This is a genomic window from Roseiarcus sp., assembly GCF_049514155.1.
Classification (GTDB): domain Bacteria; phylum Pseudomonadota; class Alphaproteobacteria; order Rhizobiales; family Beijerinckiaceae; genus Roseiarcus.
The window spans coordinates 1-21,626 of record NZ_JBEKVH010000084.1; the positions used below are offsets into that span (position 1 = coordinate 1).

21 protein-coding genes are annotated in these 21,626 nt (G+C 68.6%); 10 read left to right on the forward strand and 11 right to left on the reverse strand.

Annotation, left to right across the window (positions count from 1 at the left end):
- Nucleotides 1-111: 111 nt before the first annotated feature.
- The 3 genes from ABSF49_RS13055 to polA form a co-directional block, all read right to left on the reverse strand.
- Nucleotides 112-627, reverse strand: a complete 516-nt coding sequence (locus tag ABSF49_RS13055; RefSeq protein WP_424113085.1) for a tetratricopeptide repeat protein — start codon at nucleotides 625-627, stop codon at nucleotides 112-114.
- A 27-nt stretch (nucleotides 628-654) separates the two neighbouring features.
- Nucleotides 655-1,185: a hypothetical protein gene (locus tag ABSF49_RS13060; RefSeq protein WP_424113086.1), complete on the reverse strand. Its 531-nt coding sequence runs from the start codon at nucleotides 1,183-1,185 to the stop codon at nucleotides 655-657.
- Nucleotides 1,186-1,445: 260 nt separating this feature from the next.
- Nucleotides 1,446-4,457 carry a DNA polymerase I gene (polA, locus tag ABSF49_RS13065; RefSeq protein ID WP_424113087.1) on the reverse strand — a complete coding sequence of 1,004 codons (3,012 nt, stop codon included), beginning with the start codon at nucleotides 4,455-4,457 and terminating at the stop codon, nucleotides 1,446-1,448.
- A gap of 314 nt (nucleotides 4,458-4,771) precedes the next feature.
- Here polA and ABSF49_RS13070 point away from each other — a divergent pair, with 314 nt between their 5' ends.
- Nucleotides 4,772-5,041, forward strand: a complete 270-nt coding sequence (locus ABSF49_RS13070; RefSeq protein WP_424113088.1) for a HigA family addiction module antitoxin — start codon at nucleotides 4,772-4,774, stop codon at nucleotides 5,039-5,041.
- 19 nt (nucleotides 5,042-5,060) lie between these two features.
- Here ABSF49_RS13070 and ABSF49_RS13075 read toward each other — a convergent pair whose 3' ends face one another.
- Nucleotides 5,061-5,333 carry a BrnA antitoxin family protein gene (locus ABSF49_RS13075; RefSeq protein ID WP_424113089.1) on the reverse strand — a complete coding sequence of 91 codons (273 nt, stop codon included), beginning with the start codon at nucleotides 5,331-5,333 and terminating at the stop codon, nucleotides 5,061-5,063.
- On the reverse strand, nucleotides 5,296-5,589 hold the full coding sequence (locus ABSF49_RS13080; protein ID WP_424113090.1) for a BrnT family toxin: 294 nt from the start codon (nucleotides 5,587-5,589) through the stop codon (nucleotides 5,296-5,298). The genes ABSF49_RS13075 and ABSF49_RS13080 overlap by 38 nt, the downstream gene beginning before the upstream one ends.
- 259 nt (nucleotides 5,590-5,848) lie before the next feature.
- Here ABSF49_RS13080 and zapE point away from each other — a divergent pair, with 259 nt between their 5' ends.
- Together zapE and ABSF49_RS13090 are read left to right on the forward strand one after the other, a co-directional pair.
- Nucleotides 5,849-7,012 (forward strand): cell division protein ZapE, encoded by a 1,164-nt coding sequence (gene zapE, locus ABSF49_RS13085; protein WP_424113091.1) that lies wholly within the window; start codon nucleotides 5,849-5,851, stop codon nucleotides 7,010-7,012.
- Nucleotides 7,013-7,071: 59 nt separating this feature from the next.
- Nucleotides 7,072-7,695: a TetR/AcrR family transcriptional regulator gene (locus ABSF49_RS13090; RefSeq protein WP_424113092.1), complete on the forward strand. Its 624-nt coding sequence runs from the start codon at nucleotides 7,072-7,074 to the stop codon at nucleotides 7,693-7,695.
- Nucleotides 7,696-7,775: 80 nt separating this feature from the next.
- Here ABSF49_RS13090 and dnaN read toward each other — a convergent pair whose 3' ends face one another.
- Entirely contained in the window at nucleotides 7,776-8,894 is a 1,119-nt protein-coding gene (dnaN, locus tag ABSF49_RS13095; RefSeq protein ID WP_424113093.1) for a DNA polymerase III subunit beta, read from the reverse strand.
- A gap of 286 nt (nucleotides 8,895-9,180) precedes the next feature.
- Here dnaN and ABSF49_RS13100 point away from each other — a divergent pair, with 286 nt between their 5' ends.
- The 3 genes from ABSF49_RS13100 (at nucleotide 9,181) to ribB (ending at nucleotide 13,869) form a co-directional block, all read left to right on the forward strand.
- Nucleotides 9,181-11,400 carry a transglycosylase domain-containing protein gene (locus ABSF49_RS13100; protein ID WP_424113094.1) on the forward strand — a complete coding sequence of 740 codons (2,220 nt, stop codon included), beginning with the start codon at nucleotides 9,181-9,183 and terminating at the stop codon, nucleotides 11,398-11,400.
- Nucleotides 11,401-11,517: 117 nt separating this feature from the next.
- On the forward strand, nucleotides 11,518-12,513 hold the full coding sequence (locus ABSF49_RS13105) for an NADP-dependent oxidoreductase (RefSeq protein ID WP_424113095.1): 996 nt from the start codon (nucleotides 11,518-11,520) through the stop codon (nucleotides 12,511-12,513).
- A gap of 63 nt (nucleotides 12,514-12,576) precedes the next feature.
- Nucleotides 12,577-13,869: a 3,4-dihydroxy-2-butanone-4-phosphate synthase gene (ribB, locus tag ABSF49_RS13110; protein ID WP_424113096.1), complete on the forward strand. Its 1,293-nt coding sequence runs from the start codon at nucleotides 12,577-12,579 to the stop codon at nucleotides 13,867-13,869.
- Nucleotides 13,870-13,927: 58 nt separating this feature from the next.
- Here ribB and ABSF49_RS13115 read toward each other — a convergent pair whose 3' ends face one another.
- The 4 genes from ABSF49_RS13115 to ABSF49_RS13130 all read right to left on the reverse strand — a co-directional run bounded on the left by ABSF49_RS13115 (nucleotide 13,928) and on the right by ABSF49_RS13130 (nucleotide 18,407).
- The gene (locus ABSF49_RS13115; protein WP_424113097.1) at nucleotides 13,928-14,857 is read right to left on the reverse strand and encodes a histone deacetylase family protein; all 930 of its coding nucleotides are present in this window, start codon (nucleotides 14,855-14,857) and stop codon (nucleotides 13,928-13,930) included.
- A 94-nt stretch (nucleotides 14,858-14,951) separates the two neighbouring features.
- Nucleotides 14,952-15,530, reverse strand: coding sequence for a DUF1254 domain-containing protein (locus tag ABSF49_RS13120; protein WP_424113098.1), 579 nt, complete (start codon nucleotides 15,528-15,530; stop codon nucleotides 14,952-14,954).
- Nucleotides 15,527-16,102, reverse strand: a complete 576-nt coding sequence (locus ABSF49_RS13125) for a DUF1214 domain-containing protein (RefSeq protein ID WP_424113099.1) — start codon at nucleotides 16,100-16,102, stop codon at nucleotides 15,527-15,529. Before ABSF49_RS13125 ends, ABSF49_RS13120 begins: the two co-directional genes overlap by 4 nt.
- A gap of 88 nt (nucleotides 16,103-16,190) precedes the next feature.
- Nucleotides 16,191-18,407 (reverse strand): transglycosylase domain-containing protein, encoded by a 2,217-nt coding sequence (locus tag ABSF49_RS13130; RefSeq protein ID WP_424113100.1) that lies wholly within the window; start codon nucleotides 18,405-18,407, stop codon nucleotides 16,191-16,193.
- Nucleotides 18,408-18,586: 179 nt separating this feature from the next.
- Between ABSF49_RS13130 and ABSF49_RS13135 the strand changes: the two genes are divergently transcribed.
- Both ABSF49_RS13135 and ABSF49_RS13140 read left to right on the forward strand, forming a co-directional pair.
- Nucleotides 18,587-19,072: a YcgN family cysteine cluster protein gene (locus tag ABSF49_RS13135; RefSeq protein WP_424113101.1), complete on the forward strand. Its 486-nt coding sequence runs from the start codon at nucleotides 18,587-18,589 to the stop codon at nucleotides 19,070-19,072.
- 82 nt (nucleotides 19,073-19,154) lie between these two features.
- Entirely contained in the window at nucleotides 19,155-20,093 is a 939-nt protein-coding gene (locus tag ABSF49_RS13140; protein ID WP_424113102.1) for a lactate/malate family dehydrogenase, read from the forward strand.
- Nucleotides 20,094-20,213: 120 nt separating this feature from the next.
- Here the strand turns inward: ABSF49_RS13140 and ABSF49_RS13145 are convergent, their stop codons facing one another.
- The gene (locus ABSF49_RS13145) at nucleotides 20,214-20,984 is read right to left on the reverse strand and encodes a trypsin-like serine protease (RefSeq protein ID WP_424113103.1); all 771 of its coding nucleotides are present in this window, start codon (nucleotides 20,982-20,984) and stop codon (nucleotides 20,214-20,216) included.
- 97 nt (nucleotides 20,985-21,081) lie between these two features.
- Here ABSF49_RS13145 and ABSF49_RS13150 point away from each other — a divergent pair, with 97 nt between their 5' ends.
- Nucleotides 21,082-21,441: a PepSY domain-containing protein gene (locus ABSF49_RS13150; RefSeq protein ID WP_424113104.1), complete on the forward strand. Its 360-nt coding sequence runs from the start codon at nucleotides 21,082-21,084 to the stop codon at nucleotides 21,439-21,441.
- Nucleotides 21,442-21,462: 21 nt separating this feature from the next.
- Nucleotides 21,463-21,626, forward strand: a 164-nt coding sequence (locus ABSF49_RS13155) for a response regulator (protein ID WP_424113105.1), incomplete at its 3' end; no start/stop codon positions are given.

The following is a 21,626-nucleotide window of genomic DNA, read 5'->3' on the forward strand; positions in this document are numbered from 1 at the left end:
GTCATCGCGTGGATGTCGAGCCCGTCGGCGAAAGCCTCCTTCAGCGCGCCGATGTCGGCGGGACGCGCTCGGTCGCCCCGTGCGCAGACGCATCTTATGCCATGTCGGAGGTCAGCGTCTTTGACTGCGTGTTTCGGCCGCGATGACGCGCAGCCTGTGCGCGACGGCGGCCTTGTCGCCGGCCGGGGTGTCGTCGATGCCGGGCGTCCAGAAGTCGTCGGGCATACGGGCGCAACACGCCAGCGCCGCCGCCTCGTCGCCCAAGCGCGCATGGCAATCGGCCTGGAACAACAACCCGTACCCTCCTGCCCACATGGCGGAGTCGATCTCTTCGCCCGTCTGATAGTCCTCGAGCGCCCGTTCGTATTCTCCGAGATGTCGATAAACGTCTCCACGAGCCTCAAAAGCAGCCTGACCAGGGGCAAGTTCGATCGCTTTGTGCAGATCGTCGAGCGCCCGATGCGGCTCGCCGATCTTCATCCAAGCCTGATGCCGGCCGTAATAGGCGTGGGAACTCTTTGGATTCTCGCGAATCCACTCATTCGCGATCTGAAGGTAGCGCTGCGGGTCCTTCCGTAGAATCTTGTGCAGCTCAAGCACTTCTTCGGGTGTCGTCGGCTCTTTCATCAGCGGGGACTCCAACTGTCGAAATCGTCAAGCGCTCGTGCTGTTGCCGCCACAGGACTCGGAAACCTGCGCCCTCATGCACTGCGCGACCGTCTTTCCCATTCCGCGATAGTCACCCTTGCCCAGAAGTCCGCGATCACTGAGCTCTTGGCAATAGCGTCGAGCATCGGCCCATTCTTTCACGCATTCGGGCCGGCTGGGATAAGGGTTCTGCGGCAGGCTGCGCGGGAGCGTGTCAGGGACGACGATCGGCGGCACGATCTCCGAAGGCAGCGGGATTGGCTCAATGGCCGGAATGTCGAAGGGTAGGGGAAGCGTCACCTGCGCCTGAATGGGCGACGTGTCGCGCGCTGAAGCGTCCGCAGCCGCGTCGCCATCGCGCGGGGCGAAACGTCCGCCGACGCTGTCAGGGCTATGCGCCGGCCATCGCGGGTGTTTGGCTGGATCCCAATCTCGATTGAGCAGGCCGCCGGCTTGTAAGTTGCGCGCAAGATTGAGAAATTCCGGCGAAGCCGGATCCGCTTTCGTTAGCGACGGCGGATCGGGGATTTGCAGCAACAGGGTTGCGATCTGCGCGCAGGCGAGATCGCCGCGGCCGAGGGCGCGAGCGACGGCGGCGAGCCCTCCCGCCTTCGCGGCGAATTCGACCGGCAGGCCGTAGGCTCTGGCGAGGTCCCGATTGAGCTCGGCCAGCGGTCGGGGCCGCCAGTCCGCACTGCGCCGCGAGGATCACGCCGGCGAGACTGGCGAAGACGCTCGACTGCACGCAGGTGAAGAAGAACCCTCGACCGACCGGCCGACCGCCCCGTTTCAAAGCCTCAATGCGCCTCGTCCCAATTCCCCGCCGCGCGCGCTTCGACGGCGAGCGGGACGCCGAGCTTCACCGCGGGCTCGGGCGCTTCGATCATGATCGTCTTCGCCAGCGCGATCGTCGCTTCGACCTGATCGTCGGGCGCCTCGAACACCAGTTCGTCGTGCACCTGCATCAGCATCTTGGCGTCGAGCTTCGCCTTGGCGAGCGCGCTGTCCATGCGCACCATCGCGCGGCGGATGATGTCGGCGGCGGCGCCTTGCAGCGGCGCGTTGATCGCCGCGCGTTCGTTGAACGCGCGCTCGGACGGGTTGGCGGCGTTGATGCGCGGGAAATGGCACTTGCGGCCGAAGATCGTGCGCACGAAGCCGTCGGCGCGCGCCTGCTTCTTCGTCGTTTCCATGTAGTCGCGGATGCCGGGGAAGCGCTCGAAATATTTCCGGATGTAGGCCCCCGCCTCGTCGCGGGGAATGCCGAGCTGGTTGGCGAGGCCGAAGGCGGAGATGCCGTAGATGATGCCGAAGTTGATCGCCTTGGCGCGGCGGCGCACCTCGCTCGGCATGTCCTTGACCGGCACGCCGAACATTTCGGAGGCGGTCATCGCGTGGATGTCGAGCCCGTCGGCGAAGGCCTCCTTCAACGCGGCGATGTCGGCGACATGGGCGAGCAGGCGCAGCTCGATCTGCGAATAGTCGGCCGAGATCAGCTTGCAGCCGGCCGCGGCGACGAAGGCGCGGCGGATCTTGCGCCCCTCCTCGTTGCGCACCGGGATGTTCTGCAAATTGGGGTCGGACGAGGACAGCCGGCCGGTGGTGGTCGAAGCGAGCGCGTAAGAGGTGTGGACGCGCTTGGTGCGCGGGTCGACGAAGCTCGGCAGCGCGTCGGTGTAGGTCGATTTCAGCTTGGCGAGCTGGCGCCAGTCGAGGATGCGCGCCGGCAGCTCGTGGCCCTGTTCGGCGAGGTCTTCGAGCACGCCGGCGGAGGTCGACCAAGCGCCGGTCGCGGTCTTCTTGCCGCCCGGCAGGCCCATCTGGCCGAACAGGATGTCGCCGAGCTGCTTGGGCGAGGAGAGGTTGAACGGCGCCCCGACCAGTTTCTGCACTTCGGCTTCGATTCGCGCCATGCCTTGGGCAAATTCGCCCGACAGGCGCGAGAGCATGTCGCGGTCGATCGACACGCCGCGCTCTTCCATCCGCGCCAGCGGCAGGATCAGCGGCCGCTCGAGCGTCTCGTAGACGGTCGTCATGCGCTCGGCGGCGAGGCGAGGCTTGAGCGCGCGCCACAGGCGCAGCGTCACGTCGGCGTCCTCGGCGGCGTATGCGGTCGCCTTGTCGATCGGCACGCGGGCGAAGCCGATGAAATTGCGGCCCGAGCCCGCGACTTCGGAAAACGCGATCGTCTTGTGGCTGAGCCAGCGCTCGGACAGGGCGTCCATGCCGTGGCCGTCATTGGTGGTCCCGGAATCGAGCGCGTAGGAGATCAGCATCGTGTCGTCATAGGGCGCGACCTCGACGCCGCGCCGCTTGAACACGTGCCAGTCGAACTTCACGTTCTGGCCGATCTTCAATACGCCGGGGTCTTCGAGCAGCGGCTTCAGCAGCGCGATCGCTTCGGCTTCGCCGATCTGCCCAGGCAGCAGGCCGCCGCCGTCGAACAGGCCGGCCTCGCCGGCGCTGTGGCCGATCGGAATGTAGCAGGCCTCGCCCGGCGCCAATGCGAGCGACACGCCGACCAGCCCCGCCTGTTGCGGATCGAGCGAGGTCGTCTCGGTGTCGAAGGCGACGACGCCCGCCGCGGCGGCGCGGTCGATCCACGCCTGCAGCGTCGCGGCGTCGCTGACAGTTTGGTAAGCGGCGACGTCGAACGGCGTCGCGCGCGCCTCCGCAGCGCGCGCGGCGGCGAGCGTCTGCGGCGTGTGCGTCGGGGCCGTGGCGGCGGGCGATGCGGGCGCGGTCGGCGCCGATGCGGGAGCGGCGGCGGGCGCGTCGGCTGAAGTCGCGGCCTCCGGCGCCGCCGGCTCGCCGTTGCGGCCGCGCCAGCCGCCGGGGCCGACGAAGCGCGGGTCGGGCTCGATCGCGTTCGCGTCGAGGCTGGCGAGGTCGGCGACGCGCTTGGTGATCGCAGTGAACTCCATCGCCTTGAGGAAGGCGATCAGCGGCTCGGCTTCCAGCTTGGGCGTTCCGAGCGCGTCGAGCGGCGCGGCGACCTCGACGTCGGTGACCAGCTTGACCAACTGTTTCGACAGGCGGATGAGCTTGATGTTCTCGGGGTCGGTCAGCGTTTCGCGCCGCTTCGGCTGCTTGATCTCGCCGGCGTGGGCGAGCAGCGTGTCGAGGTCGCCGTATTCGCCAATCAACTGCGCCGCCGTCTTGACGCCGATGCCCGGCGCGCCGGGCACGTTGTCGGTCGAGTCGCCGGCGAGCGCCTGGATGTCGACGACCTTGTCGGCGCCGAGGCCGAAATAGTCGACCACCTCGGCCGGACCGATGCGCCGCTCCTCGCGGTCCCCTGAGGCGGGGTCGAACATCGCCACGCCGGGTCCGACGAGCTGCATCAGATCCTTGTCGGCCGAGATGATCAGCACGTCGGCGCCCTTCGCCTGCGCCTGGGTCGCGTAGGTGGCGATGAGGTCGTCGGCTTCGTAGCGGTCCTGCTCGATCGGCGTCAGGCCGAAGGCGGTGACCGTCGCGCGCATCAGCGGAAACTGCGGCACGAGATCGACCGGCGGGTCGGGCCGGTGCGCCTTGTAGGCCGGATAGAGCTCGCGGCGGAACGAATTCTCCGACTTGTCGAAGATGATCGCGAGATGGGTCGGCTTGATCCCCGCCGCGCCGTCGCGCAGGAACTGCAGCACCTTGGCCGCGAACAGCCGCACGGCGCCGACCGGCAGCTTGTCGGAGCGGTAATTGTACTTCGGGTCCTGGCGGATCGACTGGAAATAGGCGCGAAAGACGAACGACGAGCCGTCGACCAGAAAAACATGGTCGCCGGGGCCGACGGGACGAATGGGCTGGGTCATTGGCCGATTGTAGACAAGGACGGCGGCGGGGGCTATCGGGGCGCGGGCTCAGTGTAGTGAGCCGGCCATGAGGAGCGGCGGATCGCAAGCTCGCGGACTGGGTCGCGGATCGCTGCTTCGTTCCGCCGGCCTGACGCGCCGTCGGCCTCATGGAAGCGTCTTTTTCCGAAGCCGAGAGGCTGTCAAGAGCGCGCCTTCGACGCGCCGCCGTAAGGCGGGCTTCGTCTCTTGACAGCCTCTTGGCTTCGGAAGTCCTGGTTTCCATGAGGTCGACGGCGCTCTCTGCCGAGGCGCGACAACGAGGAGGCGCGACGATGATGGCTGTTCACCCCGGTCGCGTGCTGAGGCGCGAAATGGCGGCGCGAGACTTGTCGGCCAACGCGCTGGCTTTGGCCTTGCGCACGCCCTCTGGTCGGATCACGGACATTCAGCGCGGCGTTTCGCCGGAAACCGCGATGCGTCTCGCTCGCTATTTCGGCAACAGCGCGCGCTTCTGGCTCAATTTGCAGACCGCCTACGAACTCGCGCTGGCGGAGCGCGAGCTGGGCGAGAAGATCGCCGCCGAGGTATCGCCGGCCGCCTAGTCGCGCGCGTTGGCGCGCCTCACTTGTGCGCGTCGACGTAAGCTCGCAGCACGGCGTTCATGCGCGTCAGGTGACCTTTGCCGCGGGTCTTGAACCACTCGACGATGTCGGTGTCGACGCGCAGGTGGACCGACGTCTTGCCGGCCGGCATGCGCACGTGCGCGCTCTTCCAGAAGGCCGCGCCGAGCGATTCCGCCTCCGGCGCGTCAGCGCGCGTCTTATCCTCGCCGCGCGCGCGCATGGCGCGGACGGCGCTAAGGGAATGTCGCGCGATAGTAGGTTTCTCGCTCATGTTTTCCCGCCTTCTGCGCGCTGATGATGCGGACGAGATTCTCGGCGCGCCACGTGTAGACGACGCGATAGACCTCAAGTTCGACGCGGCCGAGGCCGATGAACCTGACCTCGCCGTAGTCCTCGCGATCGTCGATCCGCTCGAGCACTTCATTGTCGAAGATCGCCACGGCGGTCAGAAACGACACGCCGTGCTTGAGGAGATTGGCGGCCGCCTTCGCCTCGTCCCATTCGAACTGAAGCTCGGCCTCGGCCAACTCGATCCGACCATAATGTACACTATTGTGTACATAAATTCCATCAGAAGATCAAGTCGCTTACCGCCGCCCCGGCGGTGCCGTTCATATTTGGCCCGAGCCCGGCCAGCCCCTTTGACTTGCGGCGCGCGAAAAGACAAAAGGCGGTCCGCCGCCGGAGTCGAACCATTCCCTGCCGCGCGGCCAGGCTTCGATCGATGAATGCACGCTGTCGCCCGCCTCTCGCTTTTGTCCGCCGCCGCGGCGCGAGGCCGAGCGCATGAAGCGCGGACCGCTCGCGCGTTACGAGGCGATGGTCGCCGAGGGGCGGATCGAGGCCGACCCGGCGCAGGCGGCGCTCGCCCTGCGGTTCGATCGGCTCGCGCGCGCGCTCGACGGCTATCGCCCGGGGCGGCGCGCCAACGCGCTGCAGCGGCTGATCGGCGCCAGGGCGCCCGCGCCGCCGCGCGGGCTCTACCTCCACGGGCCGGTCGGGCGCGGCAAGACGCTGCTGATGGACTTGTTCTTCGACGCCGCGCCGGTCGCGCGCAAGCGTCGCGTCCATTTCCACGAGTTTATGGCCGACGTCCACATGCGGGTCCACCGCTGGCGGCAGAAGCGGCGGATTGGTGAAGCGTCCGGCGACGAACCGATCGCGCCCGTCGCCGCGGCGCTGGCGGCCGACGCCTGGCTGCTGTGCTTCGACGAATTCGCGGTGCGCGACATCGCCGACGCGATGATCCTCGGCCGGCTGTTCACCGCTTTGCTCGCCGCCGGCGTGGTGGTCGTCGCGACGTCCAATGTCGCGCCGGACGACCTCTATCGCGACGGGCTCAACCGCGCTTTGTTCCTGCCGTTCATCAAGCTGCTCGGCGAAAGGAACGACGTCGTCGCGCTCGACGCCAAGATGGACTACCGGCTCATGAAGCTCACCCGCGCGCCGGTCTATTATTGCCCCGCCGACGCGCGCGCCGCTCGAGCGCTCGACGCGGCCTTCCGCGACCTGACTGGCGCGCCGCGCGGCGAGCCGGTCGAGATCGACCTCCTCGGCCGCGCGCTCCATGTGCCGCAGGCGGTCGACGGCGTCGCGCGTTTCTCCTTCGACGAGCTTTGCCGCCGCCCGCTCGCCGCCGTCGACTATCTCGCCCTCGCGCGGCACTTCCATACGCTCGTCGTCGACCGCATCCCGCGCCTCGAGGCCGACGAACGCGACGCCGCGCGCCGGTTCATCACCCTCGTCGACGCGCTCTACGACTTGAAAGTCAAGCTGATCGCCTCGGCCGACGCCGAACCGGACGAGCTCTATCGAGCGGCCGAGGGAACGGAGGCGTTCGAATTCGCGCGCTGCGCGTCGCGGCTGATCGAAATGCGTTCGGCCGATTATCTCGCCGAGCCGCACGGCGCGCCATCGATGCGCGATCTCGACGGCGTCGTCGAGACCTGAATCGTGTAGCGCGGCGCCGGCATTCGTGCGACCATTCGACTCGGCGTCGGAGAGGTCGAGTGGATCGAGCGGACGTACGGCCAAACTCGGGCCCCGAGTCGGTCGAGGCGCGCATCCTCGAAGTCGCGCGCGCCCACATTCGCAAGTTCGGCGCGGCGCGCGCGACCATCGTCGGCGTCGCCCACGACGCGGGCATGACCCACGCCAACGTCTATCGATACTTCCCCTCCAAGGCGACGCTGTTCGAAGAGATTTCCGCCTCGTGGCTGCGGCCGATCGAGACGCGCCTGCGCGAAGCCGCCGACGGCCCGGCGCCGGCGGGCGACAAGCTCGAGAGCATGTTGATGACGGTGCATCGCGCCTATCGCCAGAAGCTCGAGAGCGATCCGGCCCTGTTCGACCTGCTGATCGAGGCGCTGGAGAAGGAGCGGCCGGTGGCGCGCCGCCATCGCGCGCGGGTGCAGTCGGAGATGCAGCGCGTGGTCGAAGAGGGGATCGCCTCGGGCGCGTTCGCCATGACCGACCGGCGCCGCGCGATGGCGCTGATCTTCGACGCGGCCCACCGCTTCATCCACCCGATCGCGCTGAAACTCGACAAGGACGCCGCCGCCGCGCCGCTCGCCGCGCGCTGCGAGACCGTCGTCGCCATGGCGTTGCGCACGCTCAGAATCGGAAGGGCGTGAGCCCGTAGCCGCGCCCTTTTGTAGCCGCGCGCGGTGAGCGCGGCCGGACGCGGCCAGCGGCCGCGTCTACAAGTTCGCGCCTACACCCTCAGCGGCATCAGCACGTAGAGCGCGGGCGAGCCTTCGCGGTCCTGGATGATCGTCGGCGAGCCGGGGTCGGATAGCTTGATCAGCGCCGTGTCGCCGGCGAGCTGGTCGGCGATGTCAAGCAGGTAGCGGGCGTTGAAACCGATCTCGATCGGCGTCGAATCGTAGTCGACCTCGATCTCCTCGCTCGCCGAGCCGGAGTCGGGGTTGTTGACCGACAGCGTCATCTTGTTGTCGGCGATGGCGAGCTTGATCGCCCGCCCGCGCTCCGACGAGATGGTCGAAACGCGATCGACCGCCTTGGCGAACGCGTCCTTCTCGACCGTCACGCGCTTGTCGTTGTGGCTCGGGATGACGCGGCCGTATTCGGGGAAGGTGCCGTCGATCAGCTTGGTCGTCAGCACGACGTCGCCGAAATGGAAGCGCGCCTTGGCGGTCGAGATCTCGATCGCGACGTCCTGGGTCAGGTCCTCGAGCAGCTTCAGCACTTCATTGACCGCCTTGCGCGGCGCAATCACGCCGGGCATCCCGGCCGCGCCCTGGGGCGCCGGCGCCTCGACCCGCGCCAGCCGGTGGCCATCGGTCGCCACCGCGCGCAGCACCGTCGCGCCGCCGGATTCGACCGTGTGGAAGAAGATGCCGTTGAGATAGTAACGCGTCTCCTCGGTCGAGATCGCGAACTGCGAATTGTCGATCAGCCGCTTGAGCTCGGCGGCGGGCAGGGTGAAGCGATGAGCGAACTCGCCGGCGGTGAGGTCGGGGAAGTCGGAGGCGGGCAGGCACTGAAGGAAAAAGCGCGAGCGTCCCGAGCGCACCAGCAGCTGGCCCGCCTCGCCGGTCATCTCGAGTCCGACTTGCGCCCCTTCCGGCAGCTTGCGCACGATGTCGTAGATGACGTGCGCCGGCACGGTGGTCGCGCCCGCCTGGGCGACGTCGGCCGGCGCCGATTCGGTCGCCTCGAGGTCGAGATCAGTGCTCTTCAACGTCAACTGGCGGTCGCGCGCCTCGATCAATACGTTGGAGAGGATCGGGATGGTGTTGCGCCGCTCGACGATGCGATGGACGTGGCCGAGAGCCTTGAGCAGGGCCGTTCGCTCTATGGTGACCTTCATCGCAGCATCCTGGACTGTCGCGCCGCCTTTTGCCGGCGGCGGGCGGCGTTCGCCCAGCGCGTCGCCGCGCCGCGGTTGAGCGCTCCGCCTTATCGCGCGGGGCGCGGACTTTGCCAAGGCGTCAGCCGCCGCGCAAGGGCCGGAGACGCGCGGTCCCCAGCCAATCGGCCTAAGCGGCGTCGGCGCGCCGGCAGGCTTAACGCGCCCTTAAATCGCCGCCTTTAGCTTCGAAGCCGTCGTCGGGCTCGGCGCGACGTCATCTTTTCGAGTCCCGGGCGGGATCGCGATGTTCGGCAGGGGCGGCAGGCGGGGCGGCGAGCGCATCGAACCGCGACTGGATGACGCGCCGCGCCGGCGCGGCGGCGGCGAGCTGCGCGCCGATCCGGCCGACCGTCCGGGATCGCGCGGCCGCGGCGGACGCGGCGGCCGAAGCGAGCGCGCCGCCCGCCGGCCGCGCCGCTCGTTTCTCGGCCGGCTCGTCTACTGGGGCTTCGTCTTCGGCCTGTGGGGCGGCGTCGCCATCGCCGGCCTGTTCGCCTATTACGCCAGCCAGTTGCCGCCGATCGACCAGCTCGCGGTGCCGAAGCGGCCGCCCAATATCGCCATTCTCGCCGACGACGGCTCGCTGATCGCCAATCGCGGCGACACCGGCGGCGCGGCGGTGCGCCTGAGCGAGTTGCCGCCCTACCTGCCCAAGGCGTTCGTCGCCATCGAGGACCGACGCTTCTTTTCGCATTTCGGCATCGACCCGATCGGCATCGCCCGCGCGGTGTTTCGTGACGTGACCGGGCGCGGCGGCATGGAAGGCGGCTCGACGCTGACCCAGCAACTCGCCAAGAACCTGTTTCTGACCCAGGAGCGCACCCTGTCGCGCAAGATCCAGGAGGCGATCCTGGCGCTGTGGCTCGAGCGCAAATATTCCAAGGACCAGATCCTCGAGCTCTATCTCAATCGCGTCTATTTCGGCTCCGGCGCCTTCGGCGTCGAAGCGGCGGCGCAGAAATATTTCGGCAAGAGCGCGCGCCAGGTGACGCTTTCGGAGGCGGCGGTGCTGGCCGGATTGATGAAGTCGCCGACCCGGCTCGCGCCCAACCGCAACCTGACCGCCGCCAACGAGCGCGCCGCGCAGGTCATTACCGCGATGGCCGAGCAGGGCCACATCACCGAAGCGATGGCCAAGCTGGCGCTCGCTGCGCCCGCCCAGGTCGTGCACGACAAGAGCGCCGGCTCGATCAACTACGCCGCCGACTATGTCATGGACATGCTCGACGACACGGTTGGCGCGATCGACGAGGACATCGTCGTCACCACCACGCTCGATCCGCGCATGCAGGCGGCGGCCGAGCACGCGCTGACCGACGAGCTCGACGCCAAGGGCGACAAGTACGGCGTCGAGCAGGGCGCGCTGGTCGCGCTCGACCCCGACGGCGCCGTCAAGGCGTTGGTCGGCGGGCGCAATTACGCCGACAGTCAATTCAACCGCGCCGTCGCCGCCAAGCGCCAGCCCGGCTCGTCGTTCAAGCCGTTCGTCTATCTCGCGGCGCTGGAGAAGGGCCTGAGGCCCGACACGGTGCGCGAGGACGCGCCGATCACGGTCAAGGGCTGGAGCCCGGAGAACTACTCGCGCGAGTATTTCGGTCCGGTCACGCTGACCAAGGCGCTGGCGATGTCGCTCAACACGGTGGCGGTCAGGCTCGGGCTGGAAGTCGGGCCGAAGACGGTCGTGCGCACCGCCCATCGGCTCGGCATCACCTCCGAGCTCGAGCCCAACGCGTCGATCGCGCTCGGCACCTCGGCGGTGACGCCGCTGGAGATGGTCGCCGCCTACGATTCTTTCGCCAACGGCGGCATCGGCGTGCAGCCGCACGTCATCGCCCGCGTGCGCACCGCCAACGGCAAGCTGCTCTACGCCCGCAAGAACGCCAATTTCGGCCGCGTCATCGACCCTCAATACGTCGCGATGATGAATTCGATGATGGAGGAGACGCTGCTGACCGGCACTGCGCGCAAGGCGGAGCTGCCGGGCTGGCAGGCGGCGGGCAAGACCGGCACCAGCCAGGATTGGCGCGACGCGTGGTTCGTTGGTTACACCAGCGCCCTGGTCGCCGGCGTCTGGCTCGGCAACGACGACGATTCGCCGACCAAGAAGACTTCGGGCGGCAATCTGCCGGTCGAAATCTGGAGCCGCTTCATGAAGGCGGCGCTCGACGGCGTGCCGCCGGCCGAGCTGCCCTCGGGCGTGTGGAGCAACGCCGACCAGCCGGCGACCGACGCGCCGCCGCCGGCGCCGCCCGCCCTGGTCGGCCAGCCGTTGGCGATCGGCCGGCCGGCGCAGAGCGCCGACGCGCCGCCGGCGCCGCTCGCCCCGGCGCGGCGGCCGATCGCGCCTGCCGCAGACGAAGACGCGCCGCTGCCGCCCGCCGCCATCCCCAACGCCGGCGACGCCCCCGCGCCGCGCGCGCCGCGCGATCGAAACTTCATCGAGAAGCTGTTCGGCGGCGCCTGAGCGCGGTTCGGCGAAGAGTCGGCAATGGGCTTTTCGCCGGCGCTCTGCGACAATCCGCTTCGGGCGCGCCGGACGGCGCCGGATCGGCTTCGCCAACGCGCCGCAGGGAGTCCGTCGATGTTCCGCAACCGCAAAATCGTGCTCGACTCGCGCCCGATCGACAAGGTCTCGCCGGGAAACTTCCGCCTGGTCGAAGACACGCTTCCGGCGCCGGGGCCGGGGCAGGTCGTGGTGCGCCACCATTATCTGTCGCTCGACCCTTACATGCGCGGCCGGATGAGCGACGCGAAATCCTACGCCGCGCCGCAGCCGCTTGGCGAGACGATGATCGGCGGCACGGTCGGTGAGGTCGTCGCCTCCGAGAACCCGCGCTTCGCGCCGGGCGATTTCGTCGTCGGCATGGGCGGCTGGCAGCTCTACGGCTCGAGCGACGGACGCGGCCTCAACAAGGTCGACGTGAAAGCGATTCCCCTGCAGGCCTATCTCGGCCCGCTCGGCATGCCTGGCGTCACGGCGTGGTGGGGCCTCAACACAATCATCGCGCCCAAGGCGGGCGAGACGGTGCTGGTCACCGCGGCGACCGGCGCGGTCGGTTCGGTGGTCGGCCAACTCGCCAAGCTCGCCGGCGCGCGGGCGATCGGCGTCGCCGGCGGCCCGGAGAAGTGCATCTATGCGACCGAGGAGCTCGGCTACGACGCCTGCGTCGACCACAAATCGGCGCGCTTCGCCGAAGAGCTGAAAGCGGCGGCGGGCAAGGGAATCGACGGCGTGTTCGAGAACGTCGGCGGCGAGCCGTTCCTGCAAGCGCTGCGGCGGCTCAACGACTTCGCCCGCATCGCGGTGTGCGGACTGATCGCCTCCTACGAGGGCCCGACGACGCCGCTGCCCGACATGCGCATCTTCCTCGTCCGGCGCATCAAGGTCGAGGGATTCATCGTCTCCGACCATCTCGACGCCTGGCCACGGGCGATCGGCGAACTCGCCGGCCACGCCGCCGCCGGCCGGCTGCGCTGGCGGGAGACGGTGCGGCAGGGGCTGGACAGCGCGCCGCAGGCGTTCATCGATCTGCTGCACGGCGGCAATTTCGGCAAAATGCTGGTCAAAATGATTTAGTATAACTAAATTATCGACATCAGTTCACTTGCACTTAATAGCTTGAGCGATTAGCTTGCGGCCATGAAGCTCGCGGCCTGGCTGGTGCGCTCTGGCGTAAAGCGCGGCGATTTCGCGCGGCGGATCGGCGTCTCGCCCGGGGCGGTGACGCAGTTCTGCCGCGCCGACGGCGCCTGGGTATCGCGCGAGACGGCGCAGCGCATCCTGACCGAGACGCGCGGCGCGGTGACGCCGAACGACTTTCTCGACGGCGCGGGCGCGTTCAATTGGGGAGCGGACATGACGAATCCAGTCGGCCAGGCCATCGAGGCGATCGCGCGCGGCGAGATCGTCGTCGTCACCGACGACAACGATCGCGAGAACGAAGGCGACATGATCGTCGCCGCCGCGTTGTGCACGACCGAGAAAATGGCGTTCATCATCCGCTATGGCTGCGGCATCGTTTGCACGCCGTTGACCGGCGACGAAGCGCGCCGCCTGCAGCTCGCGCCGATGGTGGCGGTGAACGACGCGCCGCTCGGGACCGCCTTCACCGTTTCGGTCGACGTCAAGCACGGCATGACGACCGGCATTTCCGCCGAGCAGCGTTGCAACACCGTGCGCGCCCTCGCCAATCCCAACATGGGGGCGAGCGACTTCGTCCGCCCCGGCCACGTCTTCCCGCTGATCGCGCGCGAAGGCGGCGTGCTGATGCGCTCCGGCCACACCGAGGCGGCGGTCGACCTGTGTCGACTCGCCCGCCAGCGTCCGGCGGCGGTCATCTGCGAACTCGCCAACGACGACGGAACGGTGATGGTCGGGCCGCAGATCGAGGCCTTCGCCGCCAAGCACGGCCTCAAGCGCATCTCGGTCGCCGAGCTGATCGCCTATCGCCAGGCGCGCGAGAATCTGGTCGAGCGGGTCGCGAGCTTTCCGGTCAAGACCCCGATCGGCGAGATGACCGCCTACGCCTATCGCACGCCGTTCGACACGGTGCTGCATTTCGCCTTCGTCCTCGGCACGGTCGGCGACGGCCGCAGCGTGCCGGCGCGCCTGCATCGCGCCGACATCGTCAGCGACATCTTCGGCGCCGGCTCGATCGACACGGTGCTGCAGGGCTTCAAGCGCGACGGCTGCGGCGTGCTGGTCTATCTGCGCGACGGCGCGGCGGGCGTGCCGGCCAATCTCGCCGGCGCAGCGCCCTCCGGCGCGGAAGGCGAGCGGGCGACGCAATGGCGCGAGATCGGCCTCGGCGCACAGATCCTGCGCGACCTCGGCGTCAGCTCGATTCGCCTGCGCACCGGCAATCCGCGCAAATATGTCGGCCTCTCCGGCTTCGGCATCGAGATCTCGGCGATCGAGCCGATCGACGGCTGATTGACCCTTCACGGCGTTGTCGTCCCTTCTCCCCGTAAGCGGGGCGAGGGGGCGCGTCTCAGCCGCGCATCAGCGCGCCGACATGGGCGGCCGCCGATCGCGCGAGGGCTTCGAGATCGTAGCCGCCCTCCAGCAGCGAGATGAGCCGGCCGCCGCAGCGCCGGGCGGCAAGCGCGACGAGGCGCTCGGTCACCCAGGCGAAGTCAGCCTCGCTGAGGTTGAGGCCGCCGAGCGGATCGCGGAAATGGGCGTCGAATCCCGCCGATATGATCAGCAAGTCGGGCGCGAAGTCGTCGAGCCGCGGCAGGATCGCCGTTTCGAACGCGTCGCGGAACGCGTCGCCGCCGTCGCCGGCGCGCAAGGGCGCGTTGACGATCTGGTTGTGCTCGCCGGTCTCGCTGAGTGCGCCGGTGCCGGGATAGAGCGGCATCTGGTGGGTCGACGCGTACATGACGGTCGGATCGTTCCAGAAGATGTCCTGGGTGCCGTTGCCGTGGTGGACGTCGAAATCGACGATGGCGACGCGCTCGACGCCATGGGCCGCCTGGGCGTGTCGGGCGGCGACCGCCGCGTTGTTGAAGAAGCAGAAGCCCATCGGCGTCGCCGCCTCGGCGTGGTGGCCGGGCGGCCTTGTGGCGACGAAGGCGTTGTCGACGCGGCGCATGACGACCTCGTCGACGGCGAATGTCGCTCCGCCGGCCGAGCGCAAAGCCGCTTCGAAGGTGCCGGGCGACATCGCCGTGTCGGAATCGAGCTGGATCGCGCCCTGGGTCGGGCTGGCGCGCTGGATCGCTTCGACGTAATCGAGCCGGTGGACCCGCGTCAGCGCTTCGATCGCGACGCGCGGCGCGGCGTCCCGGGCGAGGAAATGGAACGTTTCGTCTTCGAGCGCCTGGTCGACCGCCCGCAATCGCTCAGGCCGTTCGGGATGGCCTTCGCCCATGTCGTGCCCCGAGCAGGCCGGATGCGTCACGAGCAACGTCGTCAACGGACGAGCCTCTCCCGGATAGGCGTTTTGTCGCGGCCGAAGCATCGCCGGAACCGCCGCCAATGTCCATAATTGTCGATCCGCGGTCCCGCCTTCATGGCGTCGGCGGCTCGGTCGCGCAGGTCATCGCCTTAACCTCGTCGGCCGCCGCCGCATAAAGGCTCGGCAGCTCGCTGAACGCGCGCATGACTACGAAACCTGCGGCGGTCGGCGAGACGACGCGCAGATCCTGCGAGGGATCGTCTTCGTCGTCGTGGGCGACGAGATTGCGCAATTGAGCCGGCGTGACGACAACCGCCTCCATCTGCCCATGCGTCGCGGCGCGATCGGTCAGCGCATAGAACACCGCGCCGCGCCTGGTGTGGAATGAGAGCGAGGCGAAACCGGCGCGTCCGACCGACGCCTTCACCCGCAGCGGTCCGGCCGAGAGGTCGAAGCGGCAGAAGGAGGCGGCGAGCGCCGGATCGTTCCAGGGAAAGCGCCGCTCGTCCGGGCCGGCGCGCGGCAGCGGCGCGGTTGTTCCCGGCGGCCCGAGCTCGGCGAGGCGCGCGTAAGCGTCGTGCGCGGCGACGACCGGGACGAGTAGCACCACGGCGAAATGGATGAGCGCCGCCGCCGCGGCGACGGCCGCGGCGAACAGCGCCGCGCCGCCCAGACGCGCGGTCAGGGTCATGCGCAGCCTTCCCGCTCGATCGTCGGCACGCTCGACTTCTCGATGCCGCCGGCGTTTGCGGCTAGCGGCGTGTCGTAAAGGCGCAGCGCCAGCGCGAACGTCTGGACACGGCCGATCGGCAGCCAGTTGCCGGAATGGGCGAGCGCCGAGACATAGACGGAAAAGCCGCCGTCGCCGTCGCGCAGGATCTCGCTCGAGCGGTAGCCGTAGCGTCCGGCGGCGTTCTCGACCGGGTAGCCGTCGGCGTCGGTGAGGCTCAGCGTCCAGTAGCGCGCCGCCGGCGTGCGCGTTCCGACGCGATAGAGACAGCGCCGATCGAGCGCCCGCCCGGCGCTGTCGACGCGCGCAACCAGTTTCAGGCCCTCGCCGAGCGCGAGCGGAATCTCGCCGCTGCGCGCCAGCGCGGCGCGCGTGTAGGGGTCGGCGTCGAGCGAGCCCGCCGTAGCGGCGACGCGCCACGCCCCGATCGTCACGGCGCCGAACGGCGGGTCGGCGAGGATCGATCCGCTCACGGCGACGCCGAGCGCGAGGCCGATGGCGCCGGCTGCGAGTGCTTTGACGATCAATGTCACGTGGGGAGTCCCGCGCCGGCTCGGCGGCGAACGCTGTCGGGCCGCGGCGCGAAAATCGCCAGCTCGACCCGCGAAGTCAAGCGCGACGCTAAGGCGACGTCGCGCCGGCGCGGACGACGGCGACGCCGCCCTCGGCGTCGGACGCGTAGCGGGCGGCGGGCTCGATGCCGCCGTGCTTCTCCGCCGAGCGGGCGTAGTCGCCGATCTCGATGATGATGTGCGCCGACTTCGACGACAAGCCGAGTTGCCGCGGCGCTTCGACGATGCCGGCGCCGCCCTTGGCCGACGGCGCGGCGGCGATCTGGGCGTTCGCCAAGGGCGGCACGCCAAAGGGCGGCTTGGTCTCGAGGCCCTGGTGCGCGTAGGTCATGATCTCGCGCCAGGTCTGCGCCGGCAGCGCGCCGCCTTGCATACTGCCGGTCATCGACGAGTTGTCGTCGTTGCCGTACCAGACGCTGCCGACCAGATTGCCGGTGAAGGCGTTGAACCAGGCGTTGGTCGGCCCATTTGTCGTCCCGGTCTTGCCGGAGATGACGAGACCCGGGATCTGCGCCCCGCGCCCAGTGCCCTCGGTGAGGACGTGGGTCATGATGTTGTTCATCTCGGCGACCTTGTCGGCCGGCAGCACTTGGACCGGCGGCGTTCCGTTCGCCTCGTGGGTGTAGATGACCTTGCCTTGCGAATTGCGGATTTCGATCGCCGCATAGGGCGTCGCGCGTTTGCCGCCGTTGGCGAGCATGGCGTTGGCGCCGACCATGTCGATCATCTTCACTTCGTCGGCGCCGACCGGCAGCGACACGGTGTCGATCAGCGGCGTCGTCAGCCCCATCTTGCGCGCGGTTTCGATGATCTTGGAGCGCCCGAGCTCGGCGATCTTGGCTTGGTGATAGGGCTTGCCGGCCGGCCAGTAGGCCTCGCCGATCTTCACCGAGATCCAGATCGCGGCGGTGTTGTACGACTGCGCGAGCGCCTGATAGAGCGGCATTGCGCCGCCGCTCTCGCCGCCGAAATTATGCACGCAGTAGTCGCCGATGCAGATGCCTCCTGCCTGCACCGTCGTGTCCTTGTGGTACTTGCCGGTCAGCAGCGCGGTCATATAGTCGAAGATCTTGAACGACGAGCCGGGCTGGCGCGCCGCGTCGGTGGCGCGGTTGTACTGGCTTTCGCCGTAGTCGCGGCCGCCGAACATCGCCCGGACCAGCCCGTCGGTGTCAGCGACCACCGCCGCCGCCTGATGCGCGTTGTAGGCCGGCGCATTGACCCGCAGCATGTCCTCGAGGACGGCGTCGGTCTTCGCCTGCAGCCCGGTGTCGAGCCCGGTGCGCACGGTGAGCACGCGGTCGACGCCGAGCTTGCCGGAATCGGCGAGCGTCTTCACCTCTTCAAAGGCGAAGTCGAGGTACCAGTCGGGGCTGGTGTCGGTGCTCTGGCTGACCGGCGTCGCCGGATTGCGCCGCGCCGCATAGACCTGGCCCTCGGTCATGAAGCCGGCGTCGACGAGGTTGCTCAGCACGTCGTTCGCCCGCGCCCGCGCCGCCGGCAGGTTGACGTTGGGCGAATATTTGGTTGGCGCCTTGAACAGGCCGGCGAGCATCGCCGCCTCGGGGAGATTGATGTCGCGCGCCGACTTGCCGAAATAATATTGCGCCGCCGCCTGCACGCCGAAGGCGCCGCCGCCCATGTAGGCGCGGTCGAGATAGAGGCCGAGGATCTGCTTCTTGGTCAGATGGTGCTCGAGCCACAGCGCCAGATAGGCTTCGTTGATCTTGCGCGAGATCGACCGCTCGTTGGACAGGAACAGATTCTTGGCGAGCTGCTGGGTGATCGACGAGCCGCCCTGCACCACGCCGCCAGCGTGGGCGTTGACGGTCAGCGCGCGCATCGTGCCGATGACGTCGATGCCGAAATGGTCGAAGAAGCGCCGATCCTCGGTGGCGAGCACCGCCTTGATGAAATGGTCGGGCAGTTCGTCGAAGGGAATCGCGTCGTCGTGCTTGATGCCGCGGCGGCCGACCTCGACGCCGTAACGGTCGAGGAAGGTCACCGCGAGGTCCTGGCGCTTCAGCCAATCCTCGTCGCTGGTCAGCCGATACGCCGGCTGGGCGAGCGCCAGCACCGCCAGCAGGCCGACGATGCTGAGATTGAGGCCCTCGCAAGTCAGGTCGATCAGGGCCTTGCGCACGCCGGAAACGTGCAGGCGGTCCGAGAAGGCCGCAATCGCCTTGAGGATCGCCAGCGAGAGACGGCCGCCCTCGTACATCGACGAGTCGATGAAGGCGTCGACGGCCAGCAGCGCGCGCTTCACGCCCCGCCGCCACCGGGAGAATTGCGTCGAGGCCGACACCCGCCTTCGCCTCCGTTATGCGCTCGCGGCGATCTTTAGCACGATCAGCCGCAATTTGAACGACTTGACGCGCCGCGCGGGGCGCGCCAAGCGAACTGGCAGGCCGCGCCGGGCGGACCGGCCGCGCAAGGGAACAGGCCATGGTCGAGCGCCCCGCCGAGACGCCGCCGTTCTGGGAAGTCAAGACGCTCGAAGAGATGACCCGCAGGGAATGGGAGAGCCTGTGCGACGGCTGCGCGCGCTGCTGCTTGGTCAAGCTCGAGGACGCCGACACCGCCGAAATCCACTTTACGGACGTCGGCTGTACATTGCTCGACGCCAAGACTTGCCGCTGCCGCGACTATCGCCGCCGGCAGAGCCGCGTCTCCGATTGCGTCAAGCTCACCCCGGAGACGGTGCGCAGCCTGAGCTGGCTGCCGGTCACCTGCGCCTACCGCCGCCTCGCCGAGGGGCGCGGCCTGGCCTGGTGGCATCCGCTGGTGTCCGGAACGCAGGAGACTGTGCACCAGGCCGGAGTGTCGGTCAGGGGGCGGGTTTCGGCGAGCGAGGACGACATGTCGGCCGAAGACCTGGGCGATCGGATCGTCAAATGGCCGAACCGGCCGCCGCGCCCCGTTCGGCGCTAATTGCGACGCCTGTCGGCTCAGACGGGCGTCGCGGGTTTTTCAGGGCGCGCCGCTCCTTCCGCCGGCGACAAAAGGACTTCCGATGAAGATATCGATTATCGGCATGGGGGCGGTCGGAACGGAAGTGGTGAGCTTCCTCCTCAACGCGGGCGTGGCGAGCGAAATCGTGGCCGTCGACAGCGCGGCGAGAAAGGCGCAGGCGGAGATTTGGGACTTTTCCCATGTCGCCTCGTTCATCTACGCCCAGAACCCGCGGCTCTGCGCTGGCGACTACGCCGACGCCGCCGGCAGCGACCTCGTGGTCGTCACCGCCGGCGCGCAGCTCAAGCAGGGGGAAACTCGCGATTCGCTCGCGGGCGTGAACAGCCGCGTCATTCGCGAGATCATCGCCGACGTGGAGCGCTCGTCGCCGGCGGCGATCGTGCTGATGGTGACCAATCCCGTCGATCTGATGGCCCAGGCGGCGCTGCGTTTCTCCTCCTATCCCAAGGAACGCGTGATCAGCCTCGGCACGATCGTCGATACGGCGCGCTTCATGCGCATTGTCAGCGATCACGTGGCGATCGATCCGAAGAACATCTTCGGCTATGTGATCGGCGATCACAGTCACACCGGCTTCATTCCCTGGAGCCTGTGCAACGTGTGCGGGCTCGATGTCGACGCCTATTGCGCTCTGAACGGTCTGCCGCCTCTCGATCGCGCCGCCGTGCGCGAGCGGGTGCTTCAGATCGGGCTCGATATTTTTGCCGGAAAAGGCAACACCAATCATGGCATCGCCGCGAGCGTATTTCGCATCATCCGCGCGATTGTCGGCAATGAGCGTTCCGTGCTTCCCGTCGGCACGCTGCTGGAAGGCGAATACGGCGTCAGCGGCGCAGTGATGAGCGTGCCCTGCGTGATCGGCCGAACCGGCGTGCAACGCATCGTCGCCTGCCGCCTCACTCCCGAGGAGGACGAGGCTTTTCAGGCCTCCTACCGGCATAAGCTGGAGCTGCTGAAGCTGGTCGGGCTTGCGGCCTGAGATCGCGGCCGGGAGTCCGCCGCGGCGACGGCGGCGGTCGCGGGACGAGCTGGCGACGACAACCGCTGAGCGGCGCGCCCCGCGAGGCGCAAGCCTCCGGATTCCAACGACCCGACGCGCCTAGCGCCCCCACCGCGCCAGCGTCGCTTCGATCCAGTCGCGCTGCGGGGCGATGAGCGGGCCCTGGGTCAGGCCGCCGCAACGCTTGCCGCTCTCGGCGCCGGAGGTCCAGGCGACGATCGCCGCCACCGTCTCGCCGTCGGCGAGAAACAGCGGCGCGCCGGAGTCGCCGCCGCAGGCGCCGGCGCCGCCCGCTCCGCCGTCCTCGGCCCACAGGAGGATGCGCGACAGCGGCGCGCGCACTTTGAGCCGGGCGCTGAGCAAGGCGCCGCCGCTCGACGGCGTTCCTTCGCGCGCGACCCCGTAGCCGGCGAGGATCGTCTCGTCGCCGACCGCCGGGCCGTCGCCTTCGGCCAGGCGCGCCGGGGCGAAGCGCGGATCGAGCGCCGTCTCGGTCTCGATCAGCGCCAAGTCGATCGAGACCTGACGCTCGGCGATGGCGTTGGGGCGATAGAGCGGATGGGTCTCGGCCGCGGCGACGGCGACCAGCACCGGCTTGCCGCTCGCGTCGCGATAGACGATCGCCATGTCGCGCGTCGGCCGCAGGCAATGGGCCGCGGTGAGCACGAAGCGCGGCCCAAGGACGATCCCGGTGCAGAAGCCCTCGCGGTCGCCGCCGCGCGACAGCACCATGACGAGATGGTCGGCGAAGCGCGCGCCCGATTCGCTCGGGCCCACCACCGCGCCCGCCGGCGCGGCGGACAAGATGGCGGCGGCGAGGGCGAAAAGCGCGCCCAACCGTCCGATTCGGATCAAATTGTCGCGAAACATGCGGGCATGTCCGTAGGGCGGGATTGGCGATCGGCGGGCCGGGCGACTATAGTCGCACATTCATCGCTCATTCAGGGGCGGGGGGAAAGACTGCGACATGCTGCGTGTGTCGACGACTGTCCTCGCCCTGGCGCTCTCCGTCGTCGGCGTCGGCGTGGCCCGCGGCGGCGAGGCCGAAGTTCATGTCGCGCTCAAAAGCGGCTGTCTGCCGCCGAGCGAGACCCGTGAAGAAATCAAGACCCATCGCCTGCTCGAGCCGTTCGCCGCGCTGAAGTCGGCGGCGACCCAGTTCAAGGCCGAAGCTCTGTCGGCTAAACTTTGCCGCAATGGCGATGAATTGGTTTACGAGATTGCGCTGCTGCATCGCGACGGACGGCTCGTCCACGTCGTCACCAACGCCGCTACCGGCAAGCTGATCGGCGTGCGCAGCGCGCGCGATCCGGCGCCGAAGAACTGAGCGAGAGGGCGGCCGAACGCCATGCGTCTGTTGATTGTCGAGGACGATCGCGATCTCAATCGTCAGGTCGCCGCCGCGCTGGAAGGGGCGGGCTATGCGGTCGATCGCGCCTTCGACGGCGAGGAGGGCTGGTTCCTCGGCGACACCGAACCCTACGACGCGATCGTGCTCGACATCGGTCTGCC

What these genes read in the sequence shown, in the direction of transcription:
- ABSF49_RS13070 (WP_424113088.1), top strand. Translation starts at nt 4,772, where the DNA reads ATGATGGCTGTTCACCCCGGTCGCGTGCTGAGGCGCGAAATGGCGGCG.
- ABSF49_RS13100 (WP_424113094.1), top strand. Translation starts at nt 9,181, where the DNA reads ATGTTCGGCAGGGGCGGCAGGCGGGGCGGCGAGCGCATCGAACCGCGA.
- zapE (WP_424113091.1), top strand. Translation starts at nt 5,849, where the DNA reads ATGAAGCGCGGACCGCTCGCGCGTTACGAGGCGATGGTCGCCGAGGGG.
- ABSF49_RS13145 (WP_424113103.1), bottom strand. Translation starts at nt 20,984, where the DNA reads ATGTTTCGCGACAATTTGATCCGAATCGGACGGTTGGGCGCGCTTTTC.
- ABSF49_RS13055 (WP_424113085.1), bottom strand. Translation starts at nt 627, where the DNA reads ATGAAAGAGCCGACGACACCCGAAGAAGTGCTTGAGCTGCACAAGATT.
- ABSF49_RS13105 (WP_424113095.1), top strand. Translation starts at nt 11,518, where the DNA reads ATGTTCCGCAACCGCAAAATCGTGCTCGACTCGCGCCCGATCGACAAG.
- polA (WP_424113087.1), bottom strand. Translation starts at nt 4,457, where the DNA reads ATGACCCAGCCCATTCGTCCCGTCGGCCCCGGCGACCATGTTTTTCTG.
- ABSF49_RS13150 (WP_424113104.1), top strand. Translation starts at nt 21,082, where the DNA reads ATGCTGCGTGTGTCGACGACTGTCCTCGCCCTGGCGCTCTCCGTCGTC.
- dnaN (WP_424113093.1), bottom strand. Translation starts at nt 8,894, where the DNA reads ATGAAGGTCACCATAGAGCGAACGGCCCTGCTCAAGGCTCTCGGCCAC.
- ribB (WP_424113096.1), top strand. Translation starts at nt 12,577, where the DNA reads ATGAAGCTCGCGGCCTGGCTGGTGCGCTCTGGCGTAAAGCGCGGCGAT.
- ABSF49_RS13140 (WP_424113102.1), top strand. Translation starts at nt 19,155, where the DNA reads ATGAAGATATCGATTATCGGCATGGGGGCGGTCGGAACGGAAGTGGTG.
- ABSF49_RS13135 (WP_424113101.1), top strand. Translation starts at nt 18,587, where the DNA reads ATGGTCGAGCGCCCCGCCGAGACGCCGCCGTTCTGGGAAGTCAAGACG.
- ABSF49_RS13120 (WP_424113098.1), bottom strand. Translation starts at nt 15,530, where the DNA reads ATGACCCTGACCGCGCGTCTGGGCGGCGCGGCGCTGTTCGCCGCGGCC.
- ABSF49_RS13075 (WP_424113089.1), bottom strand. Translation starts at nt 5,333, where the DNA reads ATGAGCGAGAAACCTACTATCGCGCGACATTCCCTTAGCGCCGTCCGC.